The sequence below is a fragment of the Pseudomonas gessardii genome (genome assembly GCF_001983165.1).
GTDB classification, from domain to species: Bacteria; Pseudomonadota; Gammaproteobacteria; order Pseudomonadales; family Pseudomonadaceae; genus Aquipseudomonas; species Aquipseudomonas gessardii.
Genome location: NZ_MNPU01000061.1, coordinates 15,091 through 33,696, shown reverse-complemented (window position 1 = coordinate 33,696; position 18,606 = coordinate 15,091). Strand labels below are relative to the sequence as shown.

At 58.3% G+C, this 18,606-nt stretch carries 19 protein-coding genes and 1 pseudogene; 13 read left to right on the top strand and 7 right to left on the bottom strand.

Annotated elements, in window-relative coordinates:
* Positions 1-119 (top strand): annotated as a pseudogene (locus BLL38_RS30860) (IS30 family transposase); the annotation flags it as partial.
* A gap of 2 nt (positions 120-121) precedes the next feature.
* Here BLL38_RS30860 and BLL38_RS26845 read toward each other — a convergent pair.
* Together BLL38_RS26845 and BLL38_RS26840 are read right to left on the bottom strand one after the other, a co-directional pair.
* A complete protein-coding gene (locus BLL38_RS26845) occupies positions 122-781 on the bottom strand; it encodes a hypothetical protein (protein ID WP_076964986.1) in 660 nt (219 codons plus the stop codon).
* 54 nt (positions 782-835) lie between these two features.
* Entirely contained in the window at positions 836-1,792 is a 957-nt protein-coding gene (locus tag BLL38_RS26840) for a DUF2971 domain-containing protein (protein ID WP_076964985.1), read from the bottom strand.
* Between the two features lie 920 nt (positions 1,793-2,712).
* On the opposite strand from BLL38_RS26840, the gene BLL38_RS26835 reads away from it, so the two are divergent.
* From BLL38_RS26835 to pcp, 7 genes are all read left to right on the top strand, one after another.
* Positions 2,713-3,231: a DUF1993 domain-containing protein gene (locus BLL38_RS26835; RefSeq protein WP_076964984.1), complete on the top strand. Its 519-nt coding sequence runs from the start codon at positions 2,713-2,715 to the stop codon at positions 3,229-3,231.
* A 150-nt stretch (positions 3,232-3,381) separates the two neighbouring features.
* Positions 3,382-3,903, top strand: a complete 522-nt coding sequence (locus BLL38_RS26830) for an RNA polymerase sigma factor (RefSeq protein ID WP_076964983.1) — start codon at positions 3,382-3,384, stop codon at positions 3,901-3,903.
* On the top strand, positions 3,900-4,757 hold the full coding sequence (locus BLL38_RS26825) for a FecR family protein (RefSeq protein WP_076964982.1): 858 nt from the start codon (positions 3,900-3,902) through the stop codon (positions 4,755-4,757). Before BLL38_RS26830 ends, BLL38_RS26825 begins: the two co-directional genes overlap by 4 nt.
* A 93-nt stretch (positions 4,758-4,850) precedes the next feature.
* On the top strand, positions 4,851-7,265 hold the full coding sequence (locus tag BLL38_RS26820) for a TonB-dependent receptor (RefSeq protein ID WP_076964988.1): 2,415 nt from the start codon (positions 4,851-4,853) through the stop codon (positions 7,263-7,265).
* A 299-nt stretch (positions 7,266-7,564) separates the two neighbouring features.
* Positions 7,565-8,290 carry a DUF969 domain-containing protein gene (locus BLL38_RS26815; protein WP_076964981.1) on the top strand — a complete coding sequence of 242 codons (726 nt, stop codon included), beginning with the start codon at positions 7,565-7,567 and terminating at the stop codon, positions 8,288-8,290.
* Positions 8,287-9,237, top strand: a complete 951-nt coding sequence (locus BLL38_RS26810; RefSeq protein WP_076964980.1) for a DUF979 domain-containing protein — start codon at positions 8,287-8,289, stop codon at positions 9,235-9,237. The genes BLL38_RS26815 and BLL38_RS26810 overlap by 4 nt, the downstream gene beginning before the upstream one ends.
* Before the next feature lie 7 nt (positions 9,238-9,244).
* Complete coding sequence (gene pcp / locus BLL38_RS26805; RefSeq protein ID WP_076964987.1) at positions 9,245-9,883, top strand: pyroglutamyl-peptidase I; 639 nt, start codon at positions 9,245-9,247, stop codon at positions 9,881-9,883.
* Between the two features lie 67 nt (positions 9,884-9,950).
* Here pcp and BLL38_RS26800 read toward each other — a convergent pair whose 3' ends face one another.
* Both BLL38_RS26800 and csrA read right to left on the bottom strand, forming a co-directional pair.
* Positions 9,951-10,217 carry a hypothetical protein gene (locus BLL38_RS26800; RefSeq protein ID WP_076964979.1) on the bottom strand — a complete coding sequence of 89 codons (267 nt, stop codon included), beginning with the start codon at positions 10,215-10,217 and terminating at the stop codon, positions 9,951-9,953.
* Positions 10,218-10,430: 213 nt separating this feature from the next.
* On the bottom strand, positions 10,431-10,625 hold the full coding sequence (gene csrA / locus BLL38_RS26795; protein ID WP_007920550.1) for a carbon storage regulator CsrA: 195 nt from the start codon (positions 10,623-10,625) through the stop codon (positions 10,431-10,433).
* A gap of 248 nt (positions 10,626-10,873) precedes the next feature.
* Here csrA and BLL38_RS26790 point away from each other — a divergent pair, with 248 nt between their 5' ends.
* Complete coding sequence (locus BLL38_RS26790; RefSeq protein WP_076964978.1) at positions 10,874-11,248, top strand: SPOR domain-containing protein; 375 nt, start codon at positions 10,874-10,876, stop codon at positions 11,246-11,248.
* A 37-nt stretch (positions 11,249-11,285) separates the two neighbouring features.
* Here BLL38_RS26790 and BLL38_RS26785 read toward each other — a convergent pair whose 3' ends face one another.
* The 3 genes from BLL38_RS26785 to BLL38_RS26775 form a co-directional block, all read right to left on the bottom strand.
* Positions 11,286-11,975 (bottom strand): endonuclease, encoded by a 690-nt coding sequence (locus BLL38_RS26785; protein WP_076964977.1) that lies wholly within the window; start codon positions 11,973-11,975, stop codon positions 11,286-11,288.
* 4 nt (positions 11,976-11,979) lie between these two features.
* Entirely contained in the window at positions 11,980-12,231 is a 252-nt protein-coding gene (locus BLL38_RS26780; protein ID WP_083743126.1) for a DUF1654 domain-containing protein, read from the bottom strand.
* A 194-nt stretch (positions 12,232-12,425) separates the two neighbouring features.
* A complete protein-coding gene (locus BLL38_RS26775; protein WP_057438625.1) occupies positions 12,426-13,514 on the bottom strand; it encodes an asparaginase in 1,089 nt (362 codons plus the stop codon).
* Positions 13,515-14,032: 518 nt separating this feature from the next.
* Here BLL38_RS26775 and BLL38_RS26765 point away from each other — a divergent pair.
* From BLL38_RS26765 to BLL38_RS26750, 4 genes are read left to right on the top strand one after another with little or no spacing between them, the layout of a single operon-like run.
* Positions 14,033-14,992 carry a sugar ABC transporter substrate-binding protein gene (locus tag BLL38_RS26765; RefSeq protein ID WP_076964974.1) on the top strand — a complete coding sequence of 320 codons (960 nt, stop codon included), beginning with the start codon at positions 14,033-14,035 and terminating at the stop codon, positions 14,990-14,992.
* Positions 14,993-15,050: 58 nt separating this feature from the next.
* Positions 15,051-16,604, top strand: a complete 1,554-nt coding sequence (locus tag BLL38_RS26760) for a sugar ABC transporter ATP-binding protein (protein WP_076964973.1) — start codon at positions 15,051-15,053, stop codon at positions 16,602-16,604.
* Positions 16,601-17,578 carry an ABC transporter permease gene (locus tag BLL38_RS26755; protein ID WP_076964972.1) on the top strand — a complete coding sequence of 326 codons (978 nt, stop codon included), beginning with the start codon at positions 16,601-16,603 and terminating at the stop codon, positions 17,576-17,578. The genes BLL38_RS26760 and BLL38_RS26755 overlap by 4 nt, the downstream gene beginning before the upstream one ends.
* Before the next feature lie 3 nt (positions 17,579-17,581).
* Positions 17,582-18,604, top strand: coding sequence for a LacI family DNA-binding transcriptional regulator (locus BLL38_RS26750; protein WP_076964971.1), 1,023 nt, complete (start codon positions 17,582-17,584; stop codon positions 18,602-18,604).
* Positions 18,605-18,606 lie beyond the last annotated feature (2 nt).

Below are 18,606 nucleotides of genomic sequence, written 5' to 3'. Positions count from 1 at the left end.
TGACCGTCGAAGCCGTCAATCGGACAGTAGCGAGGATCAATCTACGCCCGCGCAAGCGCTTGGGCTGGAAGACGCCGTACGAAGTGCATACAGGGGTGAGCGTTGCACTTATGTGTTGAATTCAGGATGGATATTTTTGTTCGATGCTCTCTTCATAGGTGTAATTAGTGTCTTCCCAAAAAAGGCAAATGTTATCCACGAAGTCTTCTAGCATCCCTCTTGGGATTTGCATTGATTGCACTGGTGGGGCTTGGTCTGCCAATGTCGAGTGTAAGAACGTGTTATCAGAATCGTGGTATATAGGCCAAAGATCAGGGCAAACACCCCACAGCCTTGCACTAGAGTTGCCATCACCGTGACGACACACATTGCCTACCAACATAAGAAGATCAAGTGACTCAAATGATGCGAATGAAGGTAGGGCGATACCCCGCAACCTCGCAAACACCGTGTTCAATTCATCGCCCCAATACACAGTCTGAACAGAGTTAGCACCCCGGCGATTGGATACAGGGAATGGATTTATGCCCAACTCCTGTTGGCAATCTGCTAAGTAGGTTCGTATCTGTTGTTCCCAGAGAGACTGGATAGAAAGACAGAATGCCATGCGTGTTTTGAAAATCAGCTCGCTGAGGTCAGAAATCGAGAATCCGGCAACAGGATCATCTGATTTCTTCCACTCTGTTACCTGAGCATCAAGAGCATCAAGCGAAGGGTTTAAAACGAGAGTTAAGAACTTTTTGGCGATTGCACTATAGCGATAGTTGTAAACATCAGCCATGCAGTTCTTCCATGTGAAAATCTCAGGCATCACCACACCCTCCGAAACTGGCTGTTACAGCCTAAATGGTATTGTGGAAGGCACGATCTTATCAGCCAAAGCCGGTTTCCCCTTTTTTTGTAGGAGTCGCTTAACAGAGTTTGCGGCTATGACTGTAGAGGTGGTTGGGCCAAGAATGATCCTGTCAATGATGCCTTCTAGGGAGAGGTGTTCTCCAAACAACCCATCAAGAGGCTTCACCTTGAATTTTAACTTTGGCTCAACTCCCCTCTGAGTGATTGCATACCCCAACATATCTTTGAGCTTGCCTTCATTGTCTCGCTCATTCATGTAAACAATCCGCCACTCTTGTTCTTCATGAAAACCTTGGTGCTTGGTAAAGAGTGAAAAAACTTTGAGTCGTTCGATCCAATGATATGCGATACAATACAAGTCTCGGTCAGTGGGCGTTGCACCAGTCACCACCTCTGCTATTCCCTTGATCTTCGCAGCTATCCACTCCAACCGTTTTGCAGTTGTCTCGTACCGAACCGCACCTATGATAAAGGGTGACTCGTTGGTGGCACTGATTTTAGATGTATCGAAAACGATAGCTACACCACTTCCACCTGCACCATACCCTCGCCACATTGAAAGTAGCCCATCTCGGTCTTCAGGTTCATGCTTCGCTAAACACATGATATAAGTGTCAAATACGTGATTTAGATCGAACTCTACGAAGAGATTATTGAAATGAGCTATCAAGTTGTCGTATAGCTGATCATCTGTAAACGCAGCTTTCAGCTCAGCACTGTTTCTGAAAGCGTTAGCACCTTCAATCATGCCGAAGCGAAGCTCTTCTAGATCATTCATGTAGAGTGGATGAGAGAACCAAATTTCATCATTGGCCATCATCCCTTCCAACACTGCGACAGAAGTGTAGTGAGACAGGAGAGGACGTTGGCTAGGGAAATCACCCTCCGCTTCAAGATCACCCCACACCATTGAGTAGATATTATCTTCGATACTCATTTCAAAATCGTCCTTGTTCAAAAGTGAGGCGGGTACGCCTGTCGGCCACGCTCAACGCCCTACGTCTGTGGTGAATCCTGAACGCTCTATGTTCTTCCGTAGGGCTGGCGGGGACGTCTTTCTAGGGGGGTAGGGGGTATAAGGTGGGGTGCTTATATATGCAATGGTACTTCTGAATTTCTAATCAAAACCCTAGGGTGCGGCGTGCACTAACCGAAGAAAGTGAGAGCAGAGTTACCCCCTGCTCTCGGCCTACTCTTAGGCATATTGCGTCAGCTTCCAGGTAACTGATTTACCATCGTAAGGTGGGAAGCGATTTCCCTTTGCGATAGGTGCAGTGGTGCTTGGTGCTCCGACTACTGTCCAAACTCCGCTTTCTGGACAGCTTTGGCCTGTGGTCCCCGTGGTGCCAATTGGTGCTTTCGACATTTCTATTTCGCTCCTGTGATCTAAATAGCAATTACATAATTGCTCAAGGAGCGTAGGCGATGATTTCAATATGGCATCATGATGATAGTTTTATATCTGATTGTTTTGTAAGGAAGTATTTCTGATGAGGTGGATGACGGCGTCAATTGTGTTTGCTGCGGCGGTTCTCTCCTACGCTATCAGTATGCCGTTTCGTGACTGCGTGGCTGGTTATGTGACTCAAGCAAAAGCCTGTGATGCCGCGACGCGTGCATTGGCCGCTATGACTTGCCAAGTTAGGCGGGGCTAGGGTTTGACGTTACTTGCTCCAAGGCGTACATAGCTATTTGAGCAAATGCTAGTTTCGCGCCTGTCTACATCTGCCTCCCGATAAGCGAACGCTGATGCAATAGAAGCAGGGTAGAAGGCATGCAACCGTCTGCTAGGCTTCATTCTCCTGGGAGAAAGGCTGGTCCTTTTACCCGCATTGAATGATTACTTGGGGAAAAGCTATGTCGGTCTACTCCATTACCATTCCCTGCTTCGCGCAAATGCTGCGCGCGTTAGCGTCTCTTTTGTCCAAAGGCCAAGCCTCTGCCCTGGAGCGCGGGTATGACCCGGAAATTTTGTTGGGGGCTCGACTGGCGCCTGATATGCATGATCTGGCCCGTCAGATTCAGTACGCGTGTACGCAAGCGCAGGAGGCGGTTCAGCGACTGACACGGCAGCCGGTGCTATTGCTCACGCCTCCCGAAAGCCTGGCAGCAGCGCAGGTATTGATCGAGCATACGTTGGCCATTCTTGATGCAGCGGACCGCGCTCAAATAGAGGAAGGGGCAGGGCGCGAAATCGCTATTGAGTTACCCAATGGCATGGCCTTCGATATGACCGGCAGTGAGTACGCTGTGAACTGGGCTATTCCACAGTTCTACTTTCACCTGGTTACGGCCTACAACATCTTGCGTCATAACGGCGTGCCCCTTGGTAAAGCCGATTACGTACAGCATATGTTCGCCTACTTGCGGCCGTAGTTTCTGCTTGCCCCATCTTTCATTGCCGGGCTACCCAGTGACGCAGCGCAGGGGTCAGGATCTTTGCTTCAAATGTAAAGTATTCGCATTTATACTGCGCGCAATTGCCCTCTCTCCAGGGCATCCGCTTCTCTCATTGCGCAGGTCATCGTGCAGGTCGACCCTCCCAAACCCACACTGCTGGCAGCATTGGTTCGGCACTACGACGAGTTGGTGGATCATGTCCGCCGGCGTTTTGGTGAGCGGATATTTGCCCGCGAAGTGATACACGACTTGTGCCTGCAGTTGCTTGAGCAGGATGAGAAACCAGGTGTACGCACGCCAGTGGCCTTGTTGCGCAAGATCGCCAGCGATATGGCGATCAGCCGTTATCGAAGCGAGCGTCGGCGTCAGGGCTGGGTTGTCGGCGTTTCGGTATTGCCGCAAGTGGCCTGCGGTGCGCCGAGCCAGGAGCGCCATCTGGCTGGGGAGCGGGCCTTGGAGTTGCTCACCGAGGCGATTGCCAGCCTGCCACCGCGCTGCCAAATGGTGTTTGTCATGCACAAGGTGCATGAATTGCCCCAGGCCGAAGTGGCCGCGCGCCTGGGGATTTCCCTGAAAACCGTCGAGAAGCACCTGCGCCTGGGCATGGGGATCTGCCGTACGCATCTAGGGACAGAGGTCTTGCCATGAATCGCGACCCACACAAGAGCAAGGACTTCAGCCAGGAGGAGGAGGCCATTGCGCGGGTTCGCGAGGACCTCAAGCAACGTTTTCCGCTGCCCCCGTCGACGCCCGCGAAAAACAAACGCCCCACAGGGAAAACCCTCGGGCTGTTGCTGCTGGCGATGGTTGCGGGGGTGGCCTGGGTCGATCCGGCCTACCGCAGCGAACACTTTGCCAGCCAGGTAGGGCAACGCCAGGCGCTGCAGCTGGCGGATGGCTCTCGGGTGCTGCTCGACAGCAGCACGCAGATGACGGTCAGCTGGCATCTGCGCAGCCGCCAGGTCGAATTGAAGGCGGGGCAGGCGTTGTTTGAGGTGTCGCCGAGGGTCTACCGGCCTTTCCTGGTCGATGCCGGGTTGGTTGGGGTGCGAGTCGTGGGCACGCGTTTTAACGTCAGCCGTCAGGAACAGGATGTGCAGGTCAGCGTGGCTGAAGGCAAGGTCACTGTGCGGGCGGCCGCTACCGGTTTAGTCACAGCGCTGGAGCCCGGGCAGCAATTGCGTTTGCAGAAGGGGCAAGAGGCTCAGGTGAAACGGGTTGACGTGGATGACGTCACCGCCTGGCAACAAAGCCGGCTGGTTTTTGAAAGCACTCCGCTTGAGGAAGTCATCGGCATACTGCAGCGCTATCACCGTCAGCCTATAAGGCTCATGGACCCCAGGCTTGCGCGCCTGCCGGTTTCCGGTGTGTTTGACAGTGGCCACGTTGACCGCTTGCTGGCGCTGTTGCCCGGGATCCTGGCGTTGAGCGTTTCCACTGCGGCCGATGGCTCGGTCCTGATCGATTCCCCTGGCAAGAAAAATAATCTTCAACCGAGGTAGGGTTGCGCCGCAGTGCTGACGGCTATCTCCCTGTAACCCAACTTCGTGGAGAATAAAAACGTGAGTCAGTCCTTCCTGCGCGCGCCGGTGCGCATGTCCTTGCTGGCCGGCAGCTTGCTCTTGAGCCAATGGTCGCTGGCAGAATCGGCCCCGGTTGATTTCGATATCCCGGCCGCATCGCTGGAGAAATCCCTGAATGCCGTAGCCCGGCAATCCTCGGCACAGATCCTGTTCGCCAGTGAAATCACGGCCGGCAAGAGCGCGCCGGCCTTGCGCGGGCGCTACACGTTGCAGGAAGCGCTTGAGCGGTTGCTCGGCAAAAGCGGGCTGACGGTGCAGGCGCGTGACGAACAAACATTCCTGGTGGTCCAGGGGGGCACCGCCAATGTCTCCCCAGCGTCGGACCCCGCGCCGGGCACAATGGAGCTGGCCAGCCTGACCATCAGTGCCTCGCGGCTCGACAGCGACCTGGTGCCCCAGGCCCGCCAGGTCAATGTCATCGAACACAAGCAGCTGGAGCAACTGCGCCAGGGCTCGGACAGCCTCGCCACGTTGCTGGCCAAGAGCATCCCGGGCATGGCCGACTCAAGCCGGACCATTACCGACTACGGGCAGACCTTGCGTGGACGGACGATGCTGGTGCTGGTCGACGGTGTTCCGCTCAATACCAACCGCGATTCTTCGCGCAACCTGGCGAACATCGACCCGGCGCTGATCGAGCGTATCGAAGTGATCCGTGGCAGCAGTGCGATCTACGGCGCAGGCGCGACCGGGGGCATCATCTCGATCACCACGCGGCCGGCCGGTGGCGAGCCGCGGGCGAGCACCAGCCTGAGCGCCGTCTCGCCCTTGAGCAAGCTGGGCAGCGATGGCCTGGGCGGCCAATTGCAGCATCATGTTGCAGGGTCCCAGGGCCGGGTGGATTACGCCCTGGACTTCGGCGCCCGCCACATTGGCGCCTCCTACGACGCCAACGGGCACCGCCTGGCGCCAGAGCCCAGCCAGGGCGATCTGTTCGATGCCAATACCTTCAACGTTGGCGGCAAACTGGGCTTGCGCCTTGATGATGTGCAGCGCATTCAACTGTCTGCCAGCCATTACAATGCCGAGCAGAACACCGATTACACCTCCGACCCGTCGGTGGCCATGCTTCCTGCGGGCTCGGTGCCTGCGCGCCCGTTGTCCGGTTTGTCGTTGGCCGAGCAGAACCAGATCAAGAACACCTTGCTCAACCTGGAGTACGCCCATACCGACGTACTGGGCGGCACGCTTAATGCGCAACTCTACTATCGGGACTACTTCACCCGATTCACGCCGTTCGATGCCCGTGCAGTGGCGACCCGTGGACGTAATGTCGACCAGGTCATGCAGAACAGTGAAGTGTTCGGCAGCCGGGTCACCCTACGCACGCCGCTGGGGAGCCAGGGCAATACGGAGTTGTTATGGGGCGCTGACTTCAACCAGGAGCGCAGCGACATGCCCATCGACATCTTCGACCCGCGAACCTATGACGCCAGTGGCGGCAGGGTGTTTGACAAGATCGGCAAGCTCACCTACATGCCCGACCTGACAACCCGCAGCCTCGGCGGCTTTGCGCAGTTGCAACATAAGCTCAACGAACAATGGTCGGTGGAGGGCGGCGTGCGCTATGAATACGCCACCGCCCAATACGATGACTTTATCCCGCTCTCGGAGTCGGCAGCGACCCAGCCGTCGACTGTCCGCGGGGGCAAGGTGCATTACGATTCAGTGCTGTCCAATATCAGCCTGACTTACTCGCCGGTAGCGGGCCAGGAGATCTACGCGGCGTTCAGCCAGGGCTTCCAGTTGCCCGATATCGGGGTGCAGCTGCGCAATGCCCGGCGAGGGTTCGATCTTGGTTCCTCCAACCTGGAACCGGTGAAAACCAACAACTACGAGCTGGGCTGGCGTGGTGGGTTGGGCGATCAGACATTGGCCTCGCTGGCCGTGTTCTACACCACCTCCAAGCTTGGGGATGTGCAGAGTTTCAACAATGGCCTGATCCTGACCCGCACCCAAGAGCGAATTTACGGCGTAGAAGGCAGTGCCGACTGGTTGACCGACGATGAGCGCTGGGGCGCCGGCGGCACCTTTACTTGGATGAAGGGCCGGGAGCAGCCCGAAGGCCGTGACTGGCAGGACATGACCGGGTACCGCATCCCGCCGCTCAAACTGACCGCCTACCTGGAGTTCAAGCCGACCGAAACCTGGAGCAACCGCCTGCAGGCCAACTATTTCGACGGCGCCGACTATCGCCTGGATGGCGTTGCCAGCTTTGGACGGCGCAAGGTCGACAGTTACACCACCGTTGATCTGATCAGCCAATACCAACTCAGCGAAAATGACCAGCTCGGCATGGGGATCCAGAACCTGTTCAATCGCAGCTACTACCCGCTCTACAGCCAACTGATGCGTAGCAGCAACAACACCAGCCACTTGCCAGCGCCGGGTACGGTGTTGACCGCAAGTTACACCCATCAATGGTGACCACCCTGACTGCCCGGTGCCCCTGATGGGGCGCCGCAGCACTAGCAATCCTGCGTTGGCGACGTGTCGCGGTTTTGCGTGCGCTAAACCCTTGCGCGAAGATCGGTGCTCATCCCCTCACAAACTTTATTGATTTGCAGCAACAATTTTTCTTGTTGGACACTCTCCGTCCCAAGCAGCAAAGATGCCCGCCAGTGACCCTCGACCTACCCGGTCAATAATAAAAATCCGCGTCGGGCTGCCCGTTATCGTTTATCGGCGATGCAGGCGTCGCAGCACGCAATCAAGGACTCAACGTCATGCAAACTGTTGTGAACCTTTGGCCGCTGATTGGCGTGCTCGTCATCGTGGTCGGCTTTGTGTTGCGCTTCAATCCATTGCTGGTGGTGACAGCGGCGGCGATTGCCACCGGGTTTGCCGCCCACTTCCCCCTGGAAAAAATCCTCGCCACCATGGGCGATGGCTTCCTACAGACCCGTGCCTTACAACTGATCCTGCTGCTGCCCCTGGCCGTTATCGGCCTGCTGGAGCGCCATGGCCTGCGTCTGCACGCGCAGAACTGGATTGCACGCTTCGAGCGGGCCACCGTCGGGCGCTTGTTGATCATTTATCTGTTTGTTCGCGAATCCACGGCCGCCATGGGCCTGACCAGCCTGGGCGGGCATCCGCAAATGGTGCGCCCGTTGCTGGCGCCCATGGCGGAAGGGGCTGCCGAGAAGCGCTTCGGCAAGTTGCCGGACAAGGTGCGCCACAAAGTCCTGGAAATGTGTGCCGCCACAGACAACGTGGGGCTGTTTTTTGGTGAAGATATCTTTGTGGCCTTTGGGGCGATTGCCCTGATGCACACCTTCCTGCTGGGCTCCGGCATTGATGTCGAGCCGCTGCACATCGCGGTGTGGGGCATCCCTACGGCGATTTGTGCGTTCATTGTGCACGCCATACGTTTGCACCGCTTTGACCGAAGGCTGACGCGTGAACTGACGGCCACTGCGCCCGTCAACGCTCAGTCGGAGGCCGCGCAATGATCATTTCCATCCAATACCTGTACTGGCTCGCCGGCGTTTTGTTGCTGATTACGGCGGGCATGATCCTGGCTGACCGCACCCACCCCAAGCGTTGGTCAACCGCGTTGTTCTGGTTGCTGTTCGCCATTCCGTTCCTGGTGGGCGAGCACCTACCGTCGGTGGTGGTGGGCATTGGCGTGGTGCTGATGGCGCTTATCGCCGGGCTCGGCGGGGTAGGGCGTGGTTCACATGCCGAGTTGCATGACAAGGAGTCCCGCGCCAGTGCTGGCCGGCTGGGGCATAAACTGTTTATTCCGGCCCTGGCCATTCCGTTGACCACGGTGATCGGCTCGGTGCTGCTCAAGCACACCGAGATTGGCGGCGTACCGCTGCTGGATCCGAAGAACACCACGTTTGTGTCCCTCGGCCTCGGTTGCCTGATTGCCCTGGGGTTGGCCTGCTGGCTGACCCGTGATACCCCGGTGCAGGCTTTGCGCGAGTCGCGCCGCCTGACCGAAGCCCTGGGCTGGGCCATGGTGCTGCCGCAGATGCTGGCAATGCTCGGCCTGCTGTTTAACGAAGCCGGCGTTGGCACGGCCGTGGCTCACGTCACCACCACCTATATCAACCTGGATTACAAACTGGTGGCGGTGATGGTCTATGTGTTGGGCATGGCGCTGTTCACTGTGATCATGGGTAACGGCTTTGCCGCCTTCCCGGTCATGACCGGGGGGGTGGGCGTGCCGGTGCTGGTGGGGATTTATGGCGGCAACCCGGCGGTGATGGCGGCCATCGGCATGTTCTCCGGCTACTGCGGTACGCTGATGACCCCGATGGCGGCGAACTTCAATATTGTGCCCGCGGCGCTGTTGGAGTTGCCGGACAAGAACGCGGTGATCAAGGCGCAGATACCCACGGCGCTGATGATGTTGCTGGTCAATATCGTCCTTCTTTATCTGTTGATGTGAGGTGGTGATGGGGACTGTGTTGCTGACGGGGTTCGAGCCATTCGATCAAGACCCGATCAACCCATCCTGGGAGGCCGTGCGCCTGCTGGACGGGGTGCAATTGCAAGAGGGGGTGACGATCGTCGCCCGCCAGTTGCCCTGTGCCTTTGCCACCGCCGGCGTCTGTTTGGACCAGTTGCTGGCTGAGCATCAGCCGCAACTGGTGATCGCCACGGGGCTGGGGCCCGGGCGTAGTGACATTTCCATCGAGCGGGTTGCAATCAATCTCATCGATGCGCGGATCCCCGACAACCTCGGTGTGCAGCCCATCGATACGGCGGTGATCCCTGAAGGTCCGGCGGCCTACTTCAGCACCTTGCCGGTCAAGGCCATGGTCAAGGCGGTGCGCGAGGCAGGGGTCGCGGCTTCGGTGTCGCAAACGGCGGGCACCTTTGTGTGCAACCAGGTGTTCTACCACTTGCAGCATGCCCTGGCTGGGTCGGGCGTGCGCAGTGGGTTTATCCATGTGCCTTTCCTGCCAGGGCAAGGGGGGGCGCATCAGCCGTCGATGGCGTTGGCGACGACAGTTGCAGGCTTGAGGGTTGCGCTCCTGGCTGCCTGGAATACGCCGCGTGATATCTCAGAAAGCGGCGGTCAGGTGTGCTAAGGCCTTGAACAAGGCCGGGGTCGATCCAGAGTGCCTTATCTTTTAAAGACAGGATCCAAATGCTGTTTCAAGAGGGGGGGGTCTGGCGAGCATGCCTAAACGCACGGCGATTGAGCTTTCGCTGGATGGCCGCCTGAATGGGCTTGAGGCAGAAGCAGAACAGATAGCCATAGAGAAACAGCGCCAGGTCAGGCCACGATTCGGCGTCCTGCACGGTGGTACTGCCTTCCATGTAAAACCTGAGGCTATATCCGAGCGTCACGAAGGCCAGGGCAATCAGCAGGGCAATTATCCAGGACTTGAAGGTATAAGGCTCTTTGCGGGATCGCCTCATCAACGCGCTCCAAAGGCACTGTAAGGTTTTGATACTTTCTTGGAGAGATTTGTCTGCCAAATGTCCAGCAAGTTCCGTGGCTGAACCTGTGTGCTGACCACCGGCGGCCGGGCCTGGCGCGAATGCTGCGCTGATCACGGAATACCGTAGACAGGCCAAGGGGGCTTTCGCCAGCCGTTACAGGGGACGAGCAGGCTGGCTACTGAGGAGGCTTCAAGGTGTTTCGCGTTTGTCCGGTGCAGTCAGGCCAGCCTGGATGCGCTGGTAAATCTCTTCGCGATGCACGGCAACATCCTTGGGAGCATTGATGCCGATTCTTACTTGCTGGCCGCTAACGCCCAGAATGGTGATCGTAATGTCATCACCGATATTTATGCTTTCACCGACTTTGCGGGTGAGTATCAGCATGGACTTCTCCTTGATTGCTTTGAAGGACGCATGTTTCTAACAGGGCGGATGTCGGTTATGTGTAGCTTACTGTGAAGCGCTTCCCTGTGGCTGCCTCTTTTAGGACGCATGGAGGCGGCATTAATTCCCATGGCGCCATCATACAGGTCTGGGAAACATCCTTCGCAATGTTTAAGCCAACGTTTATGACGGCCAGAATAGACAGTGAATGATAAAGTTGCCTCTTTGATCGTTAAAGGGGCAGGGCAGTGCGTAAAGTAGCGATGGCAATTGTGGTATTGGCGTTGGCCGGATGCGGTGACGGGCCCAACCTCGACACCCCCCGAGACAAGGCTGAGGCTGCCAAGGCCCAGGCGCCTGCGGTTGCCGCTGTGCAGTGGGATATCCTGGTGCGCTCGCCCGACAACAAATTGCAGGCACTGACCGACCTGACCGCCTGGTTGCTGGAAAACGGCTTCCCGTTCTACCTGGCCAAGGAAGACGGCAAGGACCTGGTGCTGTTGGGGCCATTCGCCAGCAAGGCCGAGGCAGAGGCAAAACAGACCCAATTGCAGGAACGGCTGGTGAAAAAGAAGAAGACCGACGCCGAGTCGCTGGTGATCGAGCACAAGGCTCGTCCGTAATACGGTGGCTGGCGGGGTCGGCGGACCCCGCTCGCGTTTATCCGCAGGCCTTCAGGTTCACCGGGCCGACGAACTCATTGCCACGCCCCATCACGCAGGCCACGGTCTGGTTGCGCTGGCGTTCCCAAGGCTGCACGGGATAGGTGCGGTTCCAGGCTTCATACAGTTGGCGGTCCTGTTTCGACAGGCGCAGGCCGTATTGTTTACTCATATAAAAGTATGTCCGGGCAATCATGCCGCGGATGGATGGCCTGGGCATGACCTTCTTGGCCTTGAAGTCCACCTGGGTCAGGCATGAACCATATTGCCCGCTCTGCACCGGCAACCAGCCAAAACTGAAGTTGTTGCGATCGCCATTGACCTCGCCGATGCTCGGCACCAGGTTGTGCAGGTCGGCTTCGGCGCGCTTGAAGACGGTGTCGGTACGCGTGCAGTTCTTGCGGCCGCCGTCTTGCCAGCATTGGCGCTGATGGCCGATCTGCCACGCCGGGACAATGTGTTCCCACTCGATGCGCGCCGCCCGGTTGGCATTCTTGCGCGGGATGTAGCCGCAGGCTTTCAGGTCTACCCGGTTCCCCGTGTATTTGCAGCCGCAATAGAACTCTGTGGATTGCGGGGCGTAAAGTTTCCAGGCGATTTTCTTGGCTTCGCTAAAGGTGCGTGGGGCTTGGGCGTGGGCGGCGGTGGTAAAAAAGACACAGAGCAGGGCAATAAAACGGACACTCATTGACTCAATCTTCCTTCGGTACGACCCAGAAAATCTGCACGCCACCATCATCGCGATAGGCGAGGGTGACGTTGTCGTTTTCTGCGATTTCCTCCAGTAGTCGTGCCCACTCGTCCTCCGGTTCCTCCGGCAGGCGAAAAATCAACGCAGCCTTGGCTTTTTGGGCGTTGGTGGAATTGATGATTTTTTGCACCCGGATTGCCAGGCGTTGGTAGGCGTCGGGAGGTGTCGGTGCTGCGGAGGAGGGCTTGGCCACGAAGGAATCCTTAATTAGCTGTACGAACATACAGTATTTAACTGTGAGGAAATTCGCAACTGCTTAAAATTCAAGAGGTCCGTGTGACAACGGTTTGTGCGGATTGGTGTATGGCGAGGTTATTTTGTAGGCACTGATTTGCTGGCGATGGCATCCCTGGGACCACCATCGCCGGCAAGGGTTATATCAGTGACTCAGTATTCCCAGAACATGCGTTGCAGTTCTTTGCTGTCCTGGGTCTTGGTCAGGGCGACCATGGCCAGGATGCGGGCTTTTTGCGGGTTCAGGTCATGAGCCACGACCCAGTCGTATTTGTCGTCAGGCTGTTCGGCATTGCGCAGAACGAAACCGCCGGCATTGACGTGGGAAGAACGAATGATCTGTACGCCTTCCTTACGCAGTTCCTGCAGGGCAGGCACTACCTTGGCCGGTACCGAGCCATTGCCGGTGCCGGCATGGATGATGGCTTTGGCGCCAGCCTGGGCCAGGGCTTTGTAGGCGGTGTCGCTGACGTTGCCATAGCCGTAGGCAATTTCAACGTCCGGCAGGCTCTTGATGTTCTTGATATCGAACTCCGAGTTCATGGTGTGACGCTTGGCCGGCTGGCGGAACCAGTAGGATTTGCCTTCTACGACCATGCCCAGTGGGCCCCAGGCGCTTTTGAACGCTTCGGTCTTGATGTTGATCATCTTGCTGACGTCGCGACCCGATTGGATCTCGTCGTTCATGGTCACCAGTACGCCTTTGCCGCGTGCGTCTTTGCTACCGGCAACGGCCACGGCGTTGTACAGGTTGAGCATGCCGTCGGCCGACATGGCCGTGCCTGGGCGCATGGAGCCCACGACCACGATTGGCTTGTCGGTCTTTTCCACCAGGTTGAGGAAGTAGGCGGTTTCTTCGAGGGTGTCGGTGCCGTGGGTGATCACGATGCCATCCACGTCCTTGCTGTCGGCCAGTTCCGCGACACGGCGGCCCAGTTGCAGCAGGTTCTCGTTGGTGATGCTCTCGGAAGCAATTTGCATCACTTGCTCGCCACGCACGTTGGCGATCTGGCTGAGTTCGGGAATGCCGGCGATCAGTTGTTCGATACCGACCTTGGCCGCCTGGTAGGTGGCGCTGTTGGCCGCACTGGCGCCAGCGCCGGCAATGGTGCCGCCAGTGGCCAGCACGACTACGTTGGACAGCTTGGTCTTGGATTCAACTTCCTTGGCCTGGGCGGCAACCGGGAAGAGCAGCAGCAGGGCTAAAGCGCCCGGAACAAAGTTCTTGAGTGCAGATTTCATTATTTTTCTCTCTAGTTTTGATGAGTGCGTGTGCAGGTTCATCCAGAACACCCCGGGCTGCGCTGAGCGCCACAAGGTGCGGATTAGCAGCAGGATTTGTACCAGCCGTATTTTGTTTGGGGCTTGATTTTAACTTATTGATTTAAATCATTTTTTTATCGTTCGCTGATTTGTTGCCTTCCACGCGTGTCCGAATTTCCGAACGCTGGAGGGCTCCGGCGTTCGGTTGTCCGAAAATCACCCTGGAAAAATCCGGGTGACTCTCCTGAAATGTTCCAGCGGGCCTGTCGTTTTAGAGAACGATCCCCCGGCCCGGATGTTTAGCCACGAAGGCGCGCGAGTTGTAAGGCAGGAGGTAGAGCCTGCGAGGAAAAAGCACTTTTCTTTCGTTGACAAATTTCGGCAGCCTTCGCATAGTTTGTTCAACGCAAACGTTTGCGAGATGTTTCACGAGCACTCCGTGAGTGAGGTGAAGGTGCAGGCGTTGCTCACAATAATCATAAGATCGGAGTGAACCCATGAAGCTGCCATTTGCTGGACGTCTGCTGTCTGTCGCTGTACTGGCTGCCGCATCCGCTGCCCTGCCTCTGTCCTCTGCATTCGCTGATGACGCCACCGCCAAACCCAAGGTCGGTCTGGTGATGAAATCCCTGGCCAATGAGTTTTTCGTCACCATGCAAGACGGGGCCAAGGACTATCAGAAAGCCCATGCCGCCGATTTCGACATGATCACCAACGGGATCAAGAACGAAACCGATACGTCGGCCCAGATCGATATCGTCAACCAGATGATCCTCGCCAAAGTCAACGCGATCGTCATCGCGCCCGCTGACTCCAAAGCCCTGGTCAACGTCCTGAGGAAAGCCTCCAAGGAAGGGATCAAGGTGGTCAACATCGATAACCGCCTCGACCCTGAAGTGCTGAAAAGCAAAAATCTCGACGTTCCCTTTGTCGGCCCGGATAACCGCAAGGGCGCGCGCCTGGTCGGCGAGTACCTGGCCAAGCAACTGGCGAGCGGCGACAAGGTTGGGATTATCGAAGGCGTGCCAACCACCACCAACGCCCAGCAACGCACCGCCGGGTTCAAGGATGCGATGGATGCGGCCGGTATGAAGATTGTTTCCGTGCAGTCCGGTAATTGGGAAATCGACCAGGGCAACAAAGTGGCGGCGGCCATGTTGAGCGAATACCCGGACCTCAAGGCGCTGCTGGCCGGTAACGACAATATGGCCCTGGGCGCCGTTTCTGCGGTGCGCGCCGCGGGCAAGGCGGGCAAGGTGCAGGTAGTGGGCTACGACAACATCGCCGCGATCAAGCCGATGCTCAAGGACGGTCGCGTCCTGGCCACGGCCGACCAGGCCGCTGCACAGCAAGCGGTGTTTGGCATCCAGAATGCGCTGAAGCTGGTCAAGGGTGAAAAGGTCGAGTCCGTGGGCGGCGTGATCGAAACGCCGGTAGAGCTCATCCTCAAGCAATAATCCCTGGTTGCGCATTACAGCGCCCGCTCCCGTCGAGCGGGCGCCTGGAGATTTTCCTATGTCATCTTCCGCACCGGCCACTGTCCTCTCGGTCCGTGGTATCGGTAAGACTTATGCCCAGCCAGTGCTGTCCGACATCACCCTGACGCTTAATCGCGGTGAAGTGTTGGCGCTGACCGGTGAGAATGGCGCGGGCAAAAGCACCCTGTCGAAGATCATCGGCGGCCTGGTCACGCCCACCACCGGGCAGATGCAGTTCAATGGCCAGGATTACACCCCGGCCAGCCGGACCCAGGCGGAAAAGCAGGGCGTGCGCATGGTCATGCAGGAGCTCAACCTGCTGCCGACCCTGACCGTGGCCGAAAACCTGTTCCTCGACAACCTGCCCAGTCGCGGTGGCTGGATCAGCCGCAAGCAATTGCGCAAGGCCGCGATCGAGGCCATGGCGCAAGTGGGCCTGGATGCGATCGACCCGGATACGTTGGTCGGCAGCCTGGGCATTGGCCATCAACAGATGGTCGAGATTGCCCGCAACCTGATCGGTGACTGCCATGTGCTGATCCTCGACGAGCCGACGGCCATGCTCACCGCCCGTGAAGTCGAGATGCTGTTTGCGCAAATCACTCGCCTGCAGGCCCGGGGCGTGGCCATTATTTATATTTCCCATCGCCTGGAAGAGCTGGCGCGGGTGGCCCAGCGCATTGCCGTGCTGCGTGATGGCCAGTTGGTGTGTGTCGAGCCGATGGCCAATTACAACAGTGAGCAACTGGTCACGCTGATGGTCGGCCGCGAGTTGGGCGAGCACATCGACCTTGGCCCGCGCACCATCGGCGCACCGGCCTTGACGGTCAAGGGCCTGACCCGTGGGGACAAGGTTCGCGATGTGTCCTTTGAAGTGCGTGCCGGTGAAATCTACGGCATTTCGGGATTGATCGGTGCCGGCCGCACCGAATTGCTGCGTCTGATCTTTGGCGCCGACCTGGCCGACAGTGGCACGGTCGCCCTCGGTTCGCCGGCGCGGGTGGTGAGCATTCGTTCGCCGGTGGATGCAGTAGGCCATGGCATTGCCCTGATCACCGAGGATCGCAAGGGCGAGGGCCTGTTGCTCAGCCAATCGATCAGCGCCAACACGGCCCTGGGCAATATGGCCAAGGTGTCCAGCGCCGGCCTGGTCAATGGGCGCGACGAAACGGCCCTGGCCAAGCGGCAGATCGACGCCATGCGTATTCGCAGCTCCAGCCCGGCGCAATTGGTGTCCGAGCTGTCGGGCGGCAATCAGCAAAAAGTGGTGATCGGCCGCTGGCTGGAGCGCGATTGCGCGGTGATGCTGTTTGATGAGCCCACCCGTGGCATCGATGTGGGCGCCAAGTTTGATATCTATGCGCTGCTTGGCGACTTGACCCGCCAGGGCAAGGCGCTGGTGGTGGTGTCCAGCGACCTGCGCGAGCTGATGCTGATCTGCGACCGCATCGGTGTGCTGTCTGCCGGGCGCTTGATCGAGACCTTCGAGCGTGCCGACTGGACCCAGGACGAATTGCTTGCGGCCGCATTTGCCGGCTATCAGAAACGTGACGCGTTGCTCAATGAAGCCGCGCCCAGGACAACCCCATGAAATCAGCAACTTCTACTACAAAAGCCGGCGGCAATTTCTACGGCCTGGGCACTTACCTGGGCCTGGCAGGCGCCTTGATGGCCATGATTGCGCTGTTCTCGGCCCTGAGCAGTCACTTTTGGTCCTATGACACCTTCAGCACCATCGCCAACCAGATTCCCGACCTGATGGTGCTGGCGGTGGGCATGACGTTCATCCTGATCATCGGCGGCATTGACCTGTCGGTGGGCTCGGTCTTGGCCCTGGCCGCGTCTGCGGTCAGCGTGGCGATCCTGGGCTGGGGCTGGAGCGTGATCCCGGCGGCATTGCTGGGCATGGGCTGTGCGGCATTGGCCGGGACCATTACCGGCTCGATCACCGTGGCCTGGCGGATTCCATCGTTCATTGTGTCCCTGGGTGTGCTGGAAATGGCCCGTGGCGCGGCCTACCAGATGACGGGGTCGCGTACCGCCTATATCGGCGACTCCTTCGCCTGGCTGTCCAACCCGGTGGCCTTTGGGATCTCGCCCTCGTTCATCATTGCGCTGCTGGTGATTATCGTGGCCCAGGCGGTGCTGACGCGTACCGTATTTGGCCGCTACCTGATCGGCATCGGCACCAATGAAGAGGCGGTGCGCCTGGCAGGCATCAATCCAAAACCCTACAAGATCCTGGTATTCAGCCTGATGGGGTTGTTGGCCGGGGTGGCGGCGCTGTTCCAGATTTCCCGCCTGGAAGCGGCCGACCCGAATGCCGGTTCCGGCCTGGAGTTACAGGTGATTGCCGCCGTGGTGATTGGTGGCACCAGCCTGATGGGCGGGCGTGGCTCGGTGATCAGCACGTTCTTCGGGGTGCTGATCATTTCCGTACTGGCGGCCGGCCTGGCGCAGATCGGCGCGACCGAGCCGACCAAACGCATCATTACCGGCGCCGTTATCGTGATTGCCGTGGTGCTCGACACCTACCGCAGTCAACGCGCCAGCCGGCGGGGCTAAGCCATGGCAACCATCAAGGATGTGGCGGCGCTTGCGGGCATTTCCTACACCACGGTCTCCCATGTGGTGAACAGGACGCGCCCGGTCAGCGAGCCGGTGCGGCTCAAGGTCGAAGCCGCGATCAAGCAGTTGGACTATGTACCCAGCGCAGTCGCCCGCTCGCTGAAAGCCAAGACCACGGCGACCATCGGCCTGTTGGTGCCCAACAGCCTCAACCCGTATTTCGCGGAGCTGGCCAGGGGCATCGAGGACTACTGCGAGCGCAATGGTTATTGCGTGATCCTGTGCAATTCCGACGATAACGCCGAGAAACAGCGCAACTATTTGCGAGTATTACTGGAAAAACGCATCGACGGCTTGATCGTCACCTCGGTCGGTGGCGATGACAGCGGCCTGGCCACGGGCCTCAAGGCGGTGCGCACGCCCATGGTCATTGTCGACCGTGGCCTGGAGGGCATTGACGTGGACCTGGTGCGCATCGATCACGAGCAGGGCGCGTACCTGGCGACCCGGCATTTGCTGGCGCTGGGGCACCGGGATATCGCCTGTATCGGCGGGCCCGCACATACGCGTGTGGCACAGATGCGCTTGGCCGGTTACCAGCGGGCGCTGCTGGAGGCCGGGATCACAGTGCCCGCCAGCCGTGTGCTGGAAAGCGATTTCACCAGCACCGGTGGCTATGGGGCGGCGGTGCAGTTGCTGGCGGACAACCCGCCCAGTGCGATCTTCGCCGGCAACGACATGATTGGTTTCGGTGTGTTGCGGGCGGCGGCCGAGCGCAACCTGCGGGTGCCGGCCGAGCTGTCGGTGATTGGTTTTGATGACATTCAAATGAGCCGCTATGTGTACCCGGCGTTGACCACCGTGGGCCAGTCGATCCTGCAATTGGGGGAGATGGCGGCGGAGTTGTTATTACGACGGATTGCGACCCCGCAATTGCCGGTTGACCAGCGCATTGTCACGCCGAGCATTGTCTTGCGTGAGTCTACGGCGCCATTGGCTGCTGTGTTTGCCTCCAACCGTTGAAC

Excerpts from the sequence above, each read along its gene's own strand:
- BLL38_RS26845 (WP_076964986.1), bottom strand. The coding sequence starts at position 781 with ATGGCTGATGTTTACAACTATCGCTATAGTGCAATCGCCAAAAAGTTC.
- BLL38_RS26840 (WP_076964985.1), bottom strand. The coding sequence starts at position 1,792 with ATGAGTATCGAAGATAATATCTACTCAATGGTGTGGGGTGATCTTGAA.
- BLL38_RS26835 (WP_076964984.1), top strand. The coding sequence starts at position 2,713 with ATGTCGGTCTACTCCATTACCATTCCCTGCTTCGCGCAAATGCTGCGC.
- BLL38_RS26825 (WP_076964982.1), top strand. The coding sequence starts at position 3,900 with ATGAATCGCGACCCACACAAGAGCAAGGACTTCAGCCAGGAGGAGGAG.
- BLL38_RS26820 (WP_076964988.1), top strand. The coding sequence starts at position 4,851 with ATGTCCTTGCTGGCCGGCAGCTTGCTCTTGAGCCAATGGTCGCTGGCA.
- BLL38_RS26815 (WP_076964981.1), top strand. The coding sequence starts at position 7,565 with ATGCAAACTGTTGTGAACCTTTGGCCGCTGATTGGCGTGCTCGTCATC.
- BLL38_RS26810 (WP_076964980.1), top strand. The coding sequence starts at position 8,287 with ATGATCATTTCCATCCAATACCTGTACTGGCTCGCCGGCGTTTTGTTG.
- pcp (WP_076964987.1), top strand. The coding sequence starts at position 9,245 with ATGGGGACTGTGTTGCTGACGGGGTTCGAGCCATTCGATCAAGACCCG.
- BLL38_RS26800 (WP_076964979.1), bottom strand. The coding sequence starts at position 10,217 with ATGAGGCGATCCCGCAAAGAGCCTTATACCTTCAAGTCCTGGATAATT.
- csrA (WP_007920550.1), bottom strand. The coding sequence starts at position 10,625 with ATGCTGATACTCACCCGCAAAGTCGGTGAAAGCATAAATATCGGTGAT.
- BLL38_RS26785 (WP_076964977.1), bottom strand. The coding sequence starts at position 11,975 with ATGAGTGTCCGTTTTATTGCCCTGCTCTGTGTCTTTTTTACCACCGCC.
- BLL38_RS26775 (WP_057438625.1), bottom strand. The coding sequence starts at position 13,514 with ATGAAATCTGCACTCAAGAACTTTGTTCCGGGCGCTTTAGCCCTGCTG.
- BLL38_RS26765 (WP_076964974.1), top strand. The coding sequence starts at position 14,033 with ATGAAGCTGCCATTTGCTGGACGTCTGCTGTCTGTCGCTGTACTGGCT.
- BLL38_RS26760 (WP_076964973.1), top strand. The coding sequence starts at position 15,051 with ATGTCATCTTCCGCACCGGCCACTGTCCTCTCGGTCCGTGGTATCGGT.
- BLL38_RS26755 (WP_076964972.1), top strand. The coding sequence starts at position 16,601 with ATGAAATCAGCAACTTCTACTACAAAAGCCGGCGGCAATTTCTACGGC.
- BLL38_RS26750 (WP_076964971.1), top strand. The coding sequence starts at position 17,582 with ATGGCAACCATCAAGGATGTGGCGGCGCTTGCGGGCATTTCCTACACC.